Origin of the sequence: Sphingopyxis sp. H050 (assembly GCF_001468265.1) — a bacterium.
GTDB lineage: Bacteria > Pseudomonadota > Alphaproteobacteria > Sphingomonadales > Sphingomonadaceae > Sphingopyxis.
Genome location: NZ_LNRZ01000004.1, coordinates 370,185 through 383,068 on the forward strand (window position 1 = coordinate 370,185; position 12,884 = coordinate 383,068).

The 12,884-nt window shown below is 66.6% G+C and carries 15 protein-coding genes; 7 read left to right on the top strand and 8 right to left on the bottom strand.

The features are described from left to right. Positions 1–73: 73 nt before the first annotated feature. The gene (locus tag ATE67_RS10960; protein ID WP_156416992.1) at positions 74–1,210 is read right to left on the bottom strand and encodes a penicillin-binding protein activator; all 1,137 of its coding nucleotides are present in this window, start codon (positions 1,208–1,210) and stop codon (positions 74–76) included. Positions 1,211–1,271: 61 nt separating this feature from the next. Between ATE67_RS10960 and rsmI the strand changes: the two genes are divergently transcribed. From rsmI to ATE67_RS10980, 4 genes are read left to right on the top strand one after another with little or no spacing between them, the layout of a single operon-like run. After that, positions 1,272–2,132 (top strand): 16S rRNA (cytidine(1402)-2'-O)-methyltransferase, encoded by an 861-nt coding sequence (gene rsmI, locus ATE67_RS10965; RefSeq protein WP_058816699.1) that lies wholly within the window; start codon positions 1,272–1,274, stop codon positions 2,130–2,132. Next, positions 2,129–2,479 (top strand): YraN family protein, encoded by a 351-nt coding sequence (locus ATE67_RS10970; protein ID WP_058816700.1) that lies wholly within the window; start codon positions 2,129–2,131, stop codon positions 2,477–2,479. Before rsmI ends, ATE67_RS10970 begins: the two co-directional genes overlap by 4 nt. A 20-nt stretch (positions 2,480–2,499) precedes the next feature. Then, the gene (gene gshB / locus ATE67_RS10975) at positions 2,500–3,450 is read left to right on the top strand and encodes a glutathione synthase (protein ID WP_058816701.1); all 951 of its coding nucleotides are present in this window, start codon (positions 2,500–2,502) and stop codon (positions 3,448–3,450) included. Between the two features lie 22 nt (positions 3,451–3,472). Beyond that, positions 3,473–4,078: a DedA family protein gene (locus ATE67_RS10980; protein WP_058816702.1), complete on the top strand. Its 606-nt coding sequence runs from the start codon at positions 3,473–3,475 to the stop codon at positions 4,076–4,078. A gap of 10 nt (positions 4,079–4,088) precedes the next feature. On the opposite strand, the gene ATE67_RS10985 is transcribed toward ATE67_RS10980, so the two are convergent. The 5 genes from ATE67_RS10985 to ATE67_RS11005 form a co-directional block, all read right to left on the bottom strand. After that, positions 4,089–4,982, bottom strand: coding sequence for a tyrosine recombinase XerC (locus ATE67_RS10985; protein ID WP_058816703.1), 894 nt, complete (start codon positions 4,980–4,982; stop codon positions 4,089–4,091). Between the two features lie 105 nt (positions 4,983–5,087). Beyond that, a complete protein-coding gene (gene hemW / locus ATE67_RS10990; RefSeq protein WP_058816704.1) occupies positions 5,088–6,233 on the bottom strand; it encodes a radical SAM family heme chaperone HemW in 1,146 nt (381 codons plus the stop codon). 9 nt (positions 6,234–6,242) lie between these two features. Beyond that, positions 6,243–6,869: an RdgB/HAM1 family non-canonical purine NTP pyrophosphatase gene (rdgB, locus tag ATE67_RS10995; RefSeq protein ID WP_058816705.1), complete on the bottom strand. Its 627-nt coding sequence runs from the start codon at positions 6,867–6,869 to the stop codon at positions 6,243–6,245. Positions 6,870–7,080: 211 nt separating this feature from the next. Next, a complete protein-coding gene (rph, locus tag ATE67_RS11000; RefSeq protein WP_058816706.1) occupies positions 7,081–7,797 on the bottom strand; it encodes a ribonuclease PH in 717 nt (238 codons plus the stop codon). A 47-nt stretch (positions 7,798–7,844) separates the two neighbouring features. After that, complete coding sequence (locus ATE67_RS11005) at positions 7,845–8,645, bottom strand: dienelactone hydrolase family protein (RefSeq protein ID WP_058816707.1); 801 nt, start codon at positions 8,643–8,645, stop codon at positions 7,845–7,847. A 265-nt stretch (positions 8,646–8,910) separates the two neighbouring features. Here ATE67_RS11005 and hrcA point away from each other — a divergent pair, with 265 nt between their 5' ends. Both hrcA and grpE read left to right on the top strand, forming a co-directional pair. After that, a complete protein-coding gene (gene hrcA, locus ATE67_RS11010; protein WP_058816708.1) occupies positions 8,911–9,954 on the top strand; it encodes a heat-inducible transcriptional repressor HrcA in 1,044 nt (347 codons plus the stop codon). 4 nt (positions 9,955–9,958) lie between these two features. After that, positions 9,959–10,501 (top strand): nucleotide exchange factor GrpE, encoded by a 543-nt coding sequence (gene grpE, locus ATE67_RS11015; RefSeq protein WP_058816709.1) that lies wholly within the window; start codon positions 9,959–9,961, stop codon positions 10,499–10,501. A 121-nt stretch (positions 10,502–10,622) separates the two neighbouring features. Here grpE and def read toward each other — a convergent pair whose 3' ends face one another. Both def and recR read right to left on the bottom strand, forming a co-directional pair. Next, positions 10,623–11,156: a peptide deformylase gene (gene def, locus ATE67_RS11020; RefSeq protein ID WP_058816710.1), complete on the bottom strand. Its 534-nt coding sequence runs from the start codon at positions 11,154–11,156 to the stop codon at positions 10,623–10,625. 31 nt (positions 11,157–11,187) lie between these two features. Further along, positions 11,188–11,784 carry a recombination mediator RecR gene (recR, locus tag ATE67_RS11025; RefSeq protein WP_058816711.1) on the bottom strand — a complete coding sequence of 199 codons (597 nt, stop codon included), beginning with the start codon at positions 11,782–11,784 and terminating at the stop codon, positions 11,188–11,190. A 35-nt stretch (positions 11,785–11,819) separates the two neighbouring features. On the opposite strand from recR, the gene fmt reads away from it, so the two are divergent. Next, complete coding sequence (gene fmt / locus ATE67_RS11030) at positions 11,820–12,740, top strand: methionyl-tRNA formyltransferase (protein ID WP_058816750.1); 921 nt, start codon at positions 11,820–11,822, stop codon at positions 12,738–12,740. Positions 12,741–12,884: the final 144 nt, after the last annotated feature.

Sequence of the window (12,884 nt, forward strand, 5' to 3'; positions counted from 1 at the left end):
AACGCGGGCGCTGCGTAAAGGCTGCCCCGGTCACAAAGATGACGCTTTTCGCCGCGCTGTGGCGGTTATGCCACTACCATTTGGTCGGCGCAGGATCGACGACGCGGAAACCGCCGGCCCCGATCTCGCTGACCTCGAGCGCGCGCGTGGCGATGCCGCGGTTGTTGAAGCGGAAAATGCCGTCGATGCCGCCGAAGCCATCGGCGGCAAGCAGGCGCGACGCTGGGAAGGTCGTCCCCGGCTTCCACTCGCGCGCGATGCGCACCGTCAGCAGCACCGAGTCGTAACCAAGGCTGGCGAGCCGGTATGGCGCCTTGCCGAAGCGGGCGCGGTATTTGGACGCGAGCTGGCCATAGAGGCCGTCCGAAACGGAAGCGAACCACGAGCCGCGCATCGCGGCGTTGCCGCCGAGCGAGGCGTCGGTGTTCCACAGCTCGGTGCCGAGGATCTGCCGGTTGCCGGTGCCCTTGACGATCGGGACCGCGCGCACGGCGTTGCCGCCCGAGTCGGCGATCAACACCGCATCCATCGCGCCGGCGTTGGCGAGGCGGCGCGCCGCGCCGGTGAGCGCGGTCGCGCTGCGGTCGTAGCTTTCGACCGCGACGAGGGTGCCACCGGCTTCGGCAACCGCGGCGCGGAAGGCCGCGGCCGAGCGGTCACCATAAACGGTCTTGGGCACGAGCGCGCCGAAGCGCTGATGTCCCTTGGCGCGCGCGAAGGCGACGACGCGCTCGACCGACTGGCCAGGAACGAAGCCCATGATGAAGACGCCGTTGCCGGCGACGCTGCTGTCGTTCGAGAAGCTGAGGACAGGCACCTTCGCATCGCGCGCCACGGGAGCGACGGCGGCGACATCCTCGCTGAGCAGCGGCCCCAGGATCAGCTTGTTGCCGTCGGCGACCGCCTGCCGCGCCGCCGCGGCGGCGCCGAGCGCGGTGTCATAGGTGGTGATGCGAACCTTTTCGGTGCGCGAGTCGAGCAGCGCGAGCGTCGTCGCATTGGCGATCGCCATGCCGACGTCGGCGTTGGGACCGGTCTGCGGCACCAGCAGCGCGACGCGGTGGCGGTCGGTGTCGGTGGGCAGGCCGGGGCCGACATTGTCGGTCGGGGTTTCGGGCGGCGGCGCGGTCGCGGGGCCGTTGGCTTTGGGCACCATCTGGCACGCCGCGAGCAGACCGCCGAGCGCCAGCGTCGCCATGCCGCGCAGCATTCGGCGCCGCGACGACGCATTCGCTTGGCGCTGGGCAGCAGTTTCTGCCATTTTCGGCTTCATGCCGGATTCGACCATCACAAAATCTCCCTTACCCGGACTCTATATCGTCGCGACGCCGATCGGCAACCTCGGCGACATCAGCGCCAGGGCCGCCGCGACGCTGGCCGCCGCCGATGTCATCGCGGCGGAGGACACGCGCGTGACCGCGAAACTTCTGTCGCACCTGGGTTTGCGCGTTCCGATGACCCCCTATCATGACCATAGCGACGAACGCACCCGCGCTACCCTGGTTGCGCGCATGGCGAGCGAAGTTGTCGTTTTGGTGTCGGACGCCGGCACGCCGTTGATTTCGGATCCCGGCTACAAGCTGGTCCGCGATGCGCGCGCGGCGAGACGGCATGTCGCCACCCTGCCCGGCCCCTGCGCGGCGATCGCGGGAATCACCCTGTCGGGTTTGCCGAGCGACCGTTTCCTCTTCGCGGGTTTCCTGCCGAACAAGGCAAAGGCGCGCGCCGACACGATCGCCGAGTTTGCAGGGCTGCGGGCGACATTGGTTTTCTACGAAAGCGGCCCGCGCCTCTCCGCCGCGCTCGGCGCGCTGGCCGAAGGTCTGGGCGATCGCGAGGCGGCCGTCGCGCGCGAGATCAGCAAGCTGTACGAAGAATGCGTGACCGGCACGCTCAGCGAGCTTTCCGCGCGCTATGCCGATGCACCGCCCAAGGGGGAGATCGTCGTGATCGTCGGGCCGCCCGGGGAGCCGGTGGCCGAGGACGCCGACGAAGCGACGATCGACGCAGCGCTGCGCAAGGCGATGGCCGACAAGCCTGTTGCGCAGGCCGCAAAGGCCGTTGCCAAGCAATATGGCCTCGACCGGCACGACCTTTATGCCCGTGCGCTTGGCCTGAAAGAGCAGGCTTGAACCGCGCCGCCGCCGAAGCGCGCGGCCGCAGGGCCGAACGGCGCGCCGCCTGGTGGCTGCGCCTCCATGGCTGGCGCATTCTGGGCGAGCGGCTGCGCGTGCCCGTCGGCGAGGTCGACCTCGTCGCGCGGCGCGGCCGCACGGTCGCCTTCATCGAGGTCAAATGGCGCGACCGCGCCGCCGATCTCGACCTGGCCATCGACCAGTACCGCCTGCGCCGCGTCGCGGCCGCGGCCGAAATGCTGAGCCCACGCTTCGCCGGTCCGCGCGACGACATCCGGATCGACGTGATGCTGCTTGCGCCAAGGCGCCTGCCGCGCCATCTGGTCCACGTCTGGCAGCCGTAACGGCGCCCAAGGAGAAGAAGATGACCCTGCGCGCCGCCGTGCAAATGGACCCGATGGACGGGATCAACATCAACGGGGACAGCAGTTTCCACCTGATCCTGAAGGCGCTCGAGCGCGGCTATGAGCTCTATCATTACGACGTGCGCGGGTTGACGTGGGAGGCCGGGCGGCTGACGACCAAGGCGCACCGAATTCTCGACGCGAAGCGCGAGGCTGGTGCCCATTACAGCTTCGGCGATCTGGTGACGCTCGACCTTGGCCGCGATATCGACGTCGTGCTGATGCGGCAGGACCCGCCCTTCGACCTCGGCTATCTGACCGGCACCTGGCTGCTCGAGCGGTTGGCCGGACAGACCTTGGTCGTCAACGACCCCGTCTCGGTCCGCAACGCGCCCGAAAAGGTGTTCGTACTCGATTTCCCCGAGTTCATGCCGCCGACGATGGTCACCCGCGATCTGGACGCGGTGAAGGATTTCCAGGCACGGTACGGCGCCGTGGTGATCAAGCCGCTGCACGGCAACGGCGGCAAGGCGGTGTTCCGCGTCGAGGCCGACGGCAGCAATCTCGGCGCGCTGGTTGAATTGTTCGGCCAGGTCTGGCCCGAACCCTTCATGGTCCAACAATTCCTGCCCAGCGTGAGCCAGGGCGACAAGCGCATCGTCCTGGTCGACGGCGAGGTCGCCGGCGCGATCAACCGCAAGCCCGGCGAAGGCGAATTTCGCTCGAATCTGGCGGTCGGCGGCTATGCCGAGGCGACCGAGCTAACCCCGCGCGAACAGGAAATTTGCGATGTGCTCGGCCCGCGGCTGCGCGAACGCGGGCTCGTCTTCGTCGGGATCGACGTGATCGGCGGCGAATGGCTCACCGAAATCAACGTCACCTCGCCCACCGGGATCGTCGCGATCGACCGTTTCAACAACAGCGATACGGCAGGCATGATCTGGGATGCAATTCTGCGGCGGATCGGCTGACGCGCCCGCGCGTTCTACCCCTATGACCGACTTCATTCTCGATCTGATTCAGGGCTGGGGCTATCTCGGCATCTTCGTGCTGATGTTCCTCGAAAATGTGTTCCCGCCGATCCCGTCGGAAGTCATCATGGGCCTTGGCGGCATCGCGGTTGCCAAGGGCCATTTCGACTTCTGGACGCTCATCGCGGTGGCGGTCGCGGGCACCACCGCAGGCAACTGGGTCTGGTACGGCATCGGCCGCTGGATCGGATATGAGCGGCTGAAGCCCTTCATTGACCGCCACGGCCGCTGGCTGACGCTCGACTGGGCCGAGGTCGAGCGGCTGCACAATTTCTTCCTGAAATATGGTCCCGCGATCGTTTTCGTCGCGCGCTTCATGCCGGTCGCGCGGACGATGGTGTCGCTCCCCGCGGGCATGGTGAAGATGAACCAGGCGAAATTCCTGATCTGGACCGCCGCCGGATCGACAATCTGGATCTCCGCACTAGCGGGCGCGGGCAACTGGTTCGGCGGCAAGTTCGCCAATCTCGACGCCTTTGTCGGGCCGGTCGCGCTGGTCGCGATCGGGTCGCTCGTCCTCATCTATATTTACCGCGTCATCACCTGGAAGCCGCGGCAGACGGACTAGGCGCCCGATCCTAGGCCCGCGGATGGGCGCTGCGATAGATGTCGAGCAGATGCGCCGCATCGACCGCCGTGTAGACCTGTGTCGAGGCAAGGCTCGCGTGACCGAGCAATTCCTGCAGGCTGCGCAGATCGGCGCCGCCCGCCAGCAGATGCGTCGCGAAACTGTGGCGCAAGGCGTGCGGAGTCGTGCGTTCGGGGAGCCCTAACGCGCGCCGCGCCGAGCGTACGCTGGCGCGGACGACGCCGGGCTGGAGCGATCCACCGCGCGCGCCGAGGAACAGTGGCGCGTCCTTGGCGATCGGCCAGGGGCAGGCTTCGACATAGCGGGTCACGGCGTTTGCCACGGCGGGAAGAATCGGGACGATGCGCGTCTTGTTACGCTTGCCCGTCACGCGCAGCGTGTCGCCGAGCGGCAACACCGCACTGGTCAGCGACAGCGCCTCACCAATACGCAATCCCGCACCATAAAGCAGCAGCAGCAACGCGAAATCGCGCGCGCCGACCCAGCCCTCGCGGGCATTATCCTCGACATCCTGCGCCAGCTGCAGCGCCTCGGCGGGCGCGACGGGTCGCGGCAGGCCTTTCTTGACGCGCGGCCCGCGCATTTGCGGGACGCTGGCGTTCGATCCGCCGACAAAGCGCAGAAAACCGCGCAAGGCCGAAAGCTCGCGCGCCGCCGACGCATTGGCCAGACCCTCGGCGCGGCGGGCGGCCAGGTAGGCGCGAAGATCGTTCGGAGTGAGCGACTTGAGCAACCGCCCATCGACGGCGCCGCCGCGATGGCGTGACAGGAACAGGCAGAAGCGTTCCGCCGTCGCGATATAGGCGCGGCGCGTATGCTCCGACCGGCGCCTTTCATGCGCCAGATGGGCGTCCCAGTCGCGGACCAATCCGTCAGCCAACATCAATTCCGTTCGGGCTGAGCTTGTCGAAGCCCCATCCTTCCTTCCAGCCTCGCAAAAGAAGAACGGCCCCTCGACAAGCTCAGGGCGAACGGACGTTATGAGAGCTTAGCCTGTGCGAACCACCTCGGAAAGGATCGAGTCGAGGAGCAATATGCCGTCGTCGGTCACCGCGAGCCGATCGTCATCCTGCACCAACAGCCCCTGCCCCGCCAGCCGCTCCACCGCGTCGGCATCGACGAAGGCCTCGCGCGGCAGTCCGCTCCGCGTCTCGACGCGGGCAAGGTCGACCCCTTCGGTGAGCCGCAATCCCATCAGCATCGCCTCGGTCGCGCGCTCATGCGCGGGGAGGTCGGTTTCGACCTTCAGCCCGTGGCCGTTGCGCGTCACCGCGGTGATAAAATTCTCCGGCTTCTTGTGCCGCTCGGTCGCCTGACCGAGTCGCCGACCGTGCGCGCCCGGCCCGACCCCGGCATAGTCGCCATAGCGCCAATAGGTCAGATTGTGCCGGCTCTCCTCGCCCGGTCGCGCATGGTTCGACACCTCGTAGCGCGGCAGGCCGGCGGCGCGCGTGATCGCCTGCGTCGCGTCGAACAGGTCGGCGGCGGTATCGCCATCGGGGATGGTAAGATCGCCCTTCGCCGCCAGTGTCGCGAACCGAGTGCCGGGTTCTATGGTGAGCTGGTAGAGCGAAAGATGGTCGGTGCCGAACGCGAGTGCCCCCGCCAGTTCGGCTTCCCACGCCGCCATCGACTGGCCCGGCCGCGCATAGATCAGGTCGAAGCTGACCCGCGCGAAATGCTCCTGCGCCGTCGCAATTGCACGCCGGGCTTCGTCTTCGCTATGGGCCCTTCCAAGAAATTCAAGCACTTCGGAATCGAAGCTCTGAACCCCTATCGAAACGCGGTTGACGCCCGCGGCGGCAAGGTCGGCGAAATTAGCGACCTCGACCGAATTGGGGTTCGCCTCCAGTGTAATCTCAACATCGTCGCAGAGGCCCCACGCCGCTTCAGCCGCAGCAATCACCGCAGCGACCGTGGCGGGCGGCATCAGGCTGGGCGTACCACCACCAAAGAAAATCGACCCGACCGTGCGTCCCGGCAACAAAGCCGCCTCATGCCGCAGATCGGCAAGCAACGCCTCGCGCCATACCGCCTGATCGACGCTCTCGCGGACATGGCTGTTGAAATCGCAATAGGGGCATTTGCTGACGCAAAAGGGCCAGTGGACATAAAGGGCGAGCGGTTCGGCCATAACGTCGGCCTAGAAAGCTCCCACGACCAGCTTGGCGAAGGCGTCTGCGCGGTGGCTAATCGCATGTTTCTCCGCCGGATCAATCTCCGCGAAAGTCAGTGCGCTACCGACCGGAACGAATACCGGATCATAACCGAAACCCAGCGTTCCGCGCGGCGGCCAGGTCAGGCTGCCTTCGGCCTTGCCCTCAAACACCTCGGCATGACCGTCGGGCCACGCCAGCGCGAGCGTGCAGACGAAACGTGCGCTGCGGTCGACCGCGGGGCCCTGTTCGGCGAGCAGGCCTTCGACCTTGCCCATCGCCATGTACCAGTCGCGGCCCTCCGCACCTTCGAACCATTGCCGTTCGGCCCAGTCGGCGGTGTAGACGCCGGGACGGCCGCCAAGCGCCGCCACCTCGAGTCCGCTATCGTCGGCGAGCGCGGGCAGTCCCGCGGCCGACGCGCTCGCATGCGCCTTCAGCAGCGCATTTTCGACGAAGGTCGTGCCCGTCTCCTCCGGCTCGGGCAGGCCAAGGTCGCCCGCCGACACGGGCTCGATCCCAAAGGGCAAGAGCAACGCGCGGATTTCGCGCACCTTGCCCGCATTGTGGCTCGCGATCACGAGCTTGCCGGGGGTCAGTTTGCGGTGGGTCATGCACGTCGATCTTCCGTCATTTCTGGCCGCGAAGGAGGGTCTGTAATAGTTTTACGCGAAGACGCGAAGGCGCGAAGATGTTGCGTTTGCCGCTAAGCGGCTTTCTCCATCCTCGCCGCATCATGACGCTTCGTCGAAAGGAGAATAGGGCCTGCCGGCCCAAAACCTTCTTCGCCTCTTCGCGTCTTCGCGTGAACCAAATCAATCCGACTTATCGCCCCACCGCCTTCGCCTGCGCCGCAAAAATATCCGCGCAGCCGATGCGCGCGAGGCGGAGCAGGCGCAGCAGGCCTTCCTCGTCATAGGTCGCGCCCTCGGCGCTTGCCTGCACCTCGACGATCCGGCCCTTGCCGGTCAGCACGAAATTGCCATCGGCTTCGGCGACCGAATCCTCGTCATAGTCGAGGTCGAGCACCGGCGTGCCCTTGTAGATGCCACACGAGATGGCGGCGACGCTGTCCTCGATCGGGTCGGCGGTGAGCGCGCCTGACGCGATCAGCTTGTCCACCGCGATCCGCAGCGCAACCCACGCGCCCGAAATCGATGCGGTGCGGGTGCCGCCATCGGCCTGGATCACGTCGCAATCGATGACGATCTGGCGCTCGCCGAGCTTCGCCATATCGACAACGGCGCGCAAGCTACGGCCGATAAGGCGCTGGATTTCCTGAGTCCGCCCCGATTGCTTGCCCTTCGCCGCCTCGCGGCTGCCGCGCGTATGCGTCGCGCGGGGCAGCATGCCATATTCGGCCGTGACCCAGCCCTGCCCCTTGCCACGGAGGAACGGCGGAACCTTTTCCTCAACGCTGGCGGTTACGAGCACCTTGGTGTTCCCGAAGCTGACGAGGACGCTGCCCTCGGCATGGATGGTGAAGTTGGTTTCGATGCCGATTGCACGCATCTGGTCGGGGGCGCGGCCGGAGGGGCGCATAGTCTGTCCTTTCAGGTAATGGGTGCGCCGCCCTTAGGCCGCCACCTTCAACCGCTCAAGCGCATCCTGAAGAAATCGAGGATTTCGTCGCGCGCCTGCACCGTCGGCTGGCCTTGCTCGTCGATCAGGTGGATGGTGACGACGCTGTGCGGATTTTTCATCGGGCTGTCGGGGTTCGCCGCCGCGTCGGGGAGAACGCGGCCGATGAAGCGATCGCCGAGCACATTCTCAAACGCCTCGAACCGGGCGGCCTTGCAATATTTGTCGCCTTCGAAACGATAGGCAAGCACCGTCAGATCCTCGGCCTCCATCCGCGCTTTTACGGCAGCAAGCTCGTCGGGATGGATATGCATCCCTGCCGCGTCGTTCAGCGGCAGCGAGGGCTGCGACAGCACCGGCGCGAGCACGGCGGGTTCGAGCATCATCGACAACGCAAAATTACCGGTGAAGCACATGCCGATCGCCCCGACCCCCTTGCCGCCGCATTCCTGATGCGCGAGCGCCGCGAGTGCGCGCAGCCACTGCGTTGCGGGCGAGCTTTCGTTGGCCTGGAAGGCGCGGAACTGGCGGCTGATGCAGCCGCCGAGGATTGTGAACAACGCGCCGGGCATCCGCGGCACGGCGCCATCCTTCCCAAATATATGCGGCATATAGACGGTGAAGCCCGCATCGCGGACCCAGCGGGCGAAGCGCGCGACGTGCGGGCTGATGCCGGGCATTTCGGTCATGACGATCACTGCAGGACCGCTGCCCATCGTATAGACGCGGTGCTTGCGACCAAGCAGCGCAATGTCGCGATGCTCGAAATCGTCGAGCGTGTCGTCCTGGTCGAGCGAGCGTTTGGTCATGGCTTCCTCCCCCGGCGGGGAGGCTAAGCAGAAGCCCGCCCAATTGCATCTTCTTTCGTCATCCCCGCGCAGGTGGGGGCTCCAACTTTTTCCGTCTTCGTGCCTTTGCGCCTTTGCGTGAGATTTTCCGGGTCTCACGCAAAGGCGCGAAGGCGCAAAGGAAAGATGACAAAAAAGCTGGATCCCCGCCGTCGCGGGGTGACGTGGAGAGGCGCGGCGGGCGGCTTTTGTTGCGCTTGAGTGTCTCCGTCCCTAAATCCTGCCCATGACCACCCCGCCGATCACCGAACTGACGACACGCGCGCGCGACGTGTTCCGGCTGGTCGTCGACGCCTATCTGGAAACCGGGCAGCCGGTCGGATCGCGCACGCTGTCGAAGCTTGCCGCGCTGAACCTGTCGCCGGCGTCGATCCGCAATGTCATGCAGGATCTGGAAGAGTTCGGCCTGCTCGCCAGCCCGCACACCAGTGCCGGGCGGCTGCCGACCGAACAGGGCCTGCGCCTGTTCGTCGACGGCATGATGCAGGTCGCCGAGCCCAGCGCCGAGGACCGCGCGCAGATCGAGGCGAGCCTTGTCGAAGGCGGCCCGATCGAAAGCGCGCTGGCGCAGGCGACCGCAGCGCTGTCGGGGCTGTCGGCATGCGCCGGGCTCGTCCTCGTCCCCAAGCACGAGCGGGTGCTGAAACAGCTCGCCTTCGTCCCGCTGTCGGCCAACCAGTCGCTCGTCGTGCTGGTCGCGGGCGACGGGACGGTCGAGAATCGCGTGATCGAGATTCCGGCGGGGCTCAATCCGTCGGCGCTCGTCGAGGCGGGCAATTATATCAGCGCGACCTTATCGGGGCTGACACTCACCGAAGCGATGGCGCGCGTCCGGCGCGAGATCGAGGCCGAGCGGATCGCGATCGACCGCGCGGCGCAGGATCTGGTCAGCCGCGGGCTCGCGGTCTGGTCCTCCGACGGCGCCGATCGCCCGGTGTTGATCGTCCGCGGCCAGGCGAATCTGCTCGACGAGAGCGCGGTCGGCGACCTCGACCGGGTACGCCAGCTGCTCGACGAGCTCGAGACCAAGCAGGAAATCGCCGGACTGCTCGACAGCGCGCGCGAAGGCGCCGCGACGCGCATTTTCATCGGGTCGGAGAATAAATTATTCTCGCTTTCGGGCTCGTCCGTGATAGCGGCGCCCTACCGCGGATCGGACGGGCGCGTGGTCGGTGTCGTCGGCGTAATCGGCCCGACGCGCTTGAACTATGCCCGCATCGTTCCCATGGTGGATTTCACCGCACAATCGCTCTCAAGACTGATACGATAGGTTTATGACGAACATCGAAAACGACACGCCCGTCGAAGACGGCGCTACCGAAGAAACGGCTGCGGCCTTAGCACCCGAAGCGCAGGACGAAAGCGCGAAGCTCGCCGAGCAGATCGCCGCGCTGCAGCAGGACCTGCTCTATGCTCGCGCCGAGACGCAGAATGTCACGCGCCGCAAGGACAAGGAAATCGCGGACGCGCACGCCTATGCGTCGACCAAGTTCGCACGCGACATTTTGTCGGTCGCCGACAACCTCGGCCGGGCGCTCGCGACGCTGACGCCCGAGCAGCGCGAGGACGCGGCAATCAAGCCGCTGATCACGGGGCTCGAAGCGACCGAGCGCGAGTTGCTGAGCGTGTTCGAACGCAACGGCATCACGCGCATTGCCGCGATCGGCCTGCCGCTCGACCCGAACCAGCACCAGGCGATGCTCGAAATCCCGAGCGACAAGGCGCCCGGCACGATCGTGCAGGAAATGCAGGCGGGCTATATGATGAAGGACCGGCTGCTGCGCCCCGCGATGGTGGGCGTGGCGAAGGCGGGGTAGGCCCACCGCCCCATAATTACGTTCCCCCGCGAAGGCGGGGGTCCATCTCCCGATGGTGCAACTCCGAAACGGACGGTGATGGGCCCCCGCCTTCGCGGGGGCACACGGCTTTATTCTGCGGTCACGCCGCCTTGCGCAGCTTCGCGAGCTTTTTCAGCACCATCTCGCGCTTCAGCCGCGACAGATGGTCGATGAACAGGATGCCCTCCAGATGGTCATGCTCGTGCTGGATGCACGTCGCCATCAGGCCGGTCATGCGTTCGCGGTGCTTGTTGCCGTCCTCGTCCTGCCAATCGACGGTCACCTCGGCGGGGCGCGTCACTTCGGCATATTGCTCGGGGACCGACAGGCAGCCTTCCTGATAGACGCTATGCTCCTCGCTCTCTTCGGAGAAGACGGGGTTGATGAAGACGCGTGGGCTCCGGATTACCTTCTTGCCCTCTTCATCCTCGGGATCGGGTTCTTGCAGGTCGATCACGAGGATGCGCTTCGGCACCCCCACCTGGATCGCAGCGAGCCCGATGCCGGGCGCGTCGTACATCGTCTCGAACATATCGGCGACCAGCGTCTTCAGCTCGGCGTCGAAGGTCTCGACGGGCTTAGAAATGACGCGCAGCCGCGGATCGGGGGTCTCTATGATGGGTAGGATGGCCATGGGGTGCAGGTATGAATTCCCGGCGCCGCCGTCAACCCACCGGCCGTCTTGCCCTGAGCGCCTGCGCCAGCGTCCCTTCATCGAGATAGTCGAGCTCCCCCCCCACCGGCAGGCCATGCGCCAGCTGCGTCAGCCGCACCGGATAGCCCTCCAGCCGCTCGGCGAGATAATGCGCCGTCGTCTGCCCTTCCAGCGTCGCGTTCATCGCCAGAACCACCTCATCAATCCCGCCCGCGGCGACGCGCGCGACCAATGCATCAATGCTGAGGTCCTGCGGCCGCACGCCTTCCAAGGCCGACAGCCGGCCGCCGAGGACGTGATATTTACCGGGGAAGAGGCGCGACTTGTCGAGCGCCCAGAGGTCGGAAACTTCCTCGACGACGCACAGGCTGCGCGCATCGCGGCGCGGGTCGGCGCAGATCGCGCAGGGGTCACTGGTGTCGACATTGCCGCAGATGCCGCACGTCACCAGCCGTTCGGACACCGTCTGGAGCGCCGCGAGCAGCGGGGCGAAGCTGCTCTCGCGCTTCTTCATCAGGTGCAGCACCGCGCGCCGCGCCGAGCGCGGGCCGAGGCCCGGCAGGCGGGCGAGTTGCTGAACGAGCGCTTCAATCTCTTGCGATGCCATGACGGATGGTCTTAAGCGGCGCGCAAGAAATGACAATGCGCATCGCCTTCATGGGAACGCCGCCCTTTGCGGTGCCGACGCTCGCCGCGCTTCATGCCGCTGGGCATGAGGTCGCGTGCGTCTATAGCCAGCCGCCGCGCCCCGCGCAGCGCGGAAAGAAGGTGCAGCAAAGCGCGGTGCATGGCTGGGCCGAAGAACATGGCCTGCCCGTCCGTACCCCGAAGAGCCTGCGCGGCGAAGAGGCGCAGGCCGAGTTCGCGGCGCTCAATCTCGATATCGCGGTGGTCGCGGCCTATGGCCTGATCCTGCCGCAGGCGGTGCTCGATGCGCCGCGCGAGGGCTGCCTCAACGTCCATGGCTCGGTCCTGCCGCGCTGGCGCGGCGCGGCGCCGGTGCAGCGTGCGATCCTGGCGGGCGATGCCGAGACGGGCGTGACGATCATGCAGATGGACGCGGGCCTCGACACCGGCGCGATGCGGCTGGTCGAGACGACGCTCGTCGGGCGCAAGACAGCGGGACTGCTCACCGACGAACTCGCCGAAATGGGCGCGCTGATGATGGTGAAGGTGCTGAGCGACCTCCACGCCTTCTCGCCCGTGCCGCAGCCCGACGAGGGCGTCACTTATGCGGCGAAGATCGACAAGAGCGAGGCGCGGCTCGATTTCCTGACCAGCGCGGTGCAGGTCGAGCGGCAGGTGCGCGCGTTCAACCCCGTGCCGGGCGCGTTTTTCGAGCTGGAGGGCGAGCGTTACAAGATCCTTGGGGCCGAGGTCGTGCATCCGTCCGAGACTGTCGCGGGCGCGGCGCCGGGCGTGACGCTCGACGATGCGCTGACGATCGCGTGCAACCCCGGCGCGATCCGCGCGACGCGCGTTCAGCGCGCGGGAAAGCCCGCGATGGACGCGGGCGAGCTGCTGCGTGGGCGGGCGATCCCGGCTGGGACGCGCCTGGCCTAGAAGCTGGCCGCCAACCAACTCCGTTCGTGCGGAGCTTGTCGAAGCACCGTCCTTTCCTGGGCGGTGAGAGAAGGACGGCCCTTCGACAAGCTCTGGGCGAGCAACGGTAGCGCCATCCCTCGACTTTGCTCGACACGAACGGCT

Coding starts and splice junctions, on each gene's coding strand:
- rph (WP_058816706.1), bottom strand. CDS start 7,797: ATGCGCCCCTCCGGCCGCGCCCCCGACCAGATGCGTGCAATCGGCATC.
- hrcA (WP_058816708.1), top strand. CDS start 8,911: ATGACCACCCCGCCGATCACCGAACTGACGACACGCGCGCGCGACGTG.
- def (WP_058816710.1), bottom strand. CDS start 11,156: ATGGCCATCCTACCCATCATAGAGACCCCCGATCCGCGGCTGCGCGTC.
- hemW (WP_058816704.1), bottom strand. CDS start 6,233: ATGGCCGAACCGCTCGCCCTTTATGTCCACTGGCCCTTTTGCGTCAGC.
- rsmI (WP_058816699.1), top strand. CDS start 1,272: ATGCCGGATTCGACCATCACAAAATCTCCCTTACCCGGACTCTATATC.
- ATE67_RS10985 (WP_058816703.1), bottom strand. CDS start 4,982: ATGTTGGCTGACGGATTGGTCCGCGACTGGGACGCCCATCTGGCGCAT.
- ATE67_RS10980 (WP_058816702.1), top strand. CDS start 3,473: ATGACCGACTTCATTCTCGATCTGATTCAGGGCTGGGGCTATCTCGGC.
- rdgB (WP_058816705.1), bottom strand. CDS start 6,869: ATGACCCACCGCAAACTGACCCCCGGCAAGCTCGTGATCGCGAGCCAC.
- ATE67_RS10960 (WP_156416992.1), bottom strand. CDS start 1,210: ATGCTGCGCGGCATGGCGACGCTGGCGCTCGGCGGTCTGCTCGCGGCG.
- grpE (WP_058816709.1), top strand. CDS start 9,959: ATGACGAACATCGAAAACGACACGCCCGTCGAAGACGGCGCTACCGAA.
- fmt (WP_058816750.1), top strand. CDS start 11,820: ATGCGCATCGCCTTCATGGGAACGCCGCCCTTTGCGGTGCCGACGCTC.
- recR (WP_058816711.1), bottom strand. CDS start 11,784: ATGGCATCGCAAGAGATTGAAGCGCTCGTTCAGCAACTCGCCCGCCTG.
- ATE67_RS11005 (WP_058816707.1), bottom strand. CDS start 8,645: ATGACCAAACGCTCGCTCGACCAGGACGACACGCTCGACGATTTCGAG.
- gshB (WP_058816701.1), top strand. CDS start 2,500: ATGACCCTGCGCGCCGCCGTGCAAATGGACCCGATGGACGGGATCAAC.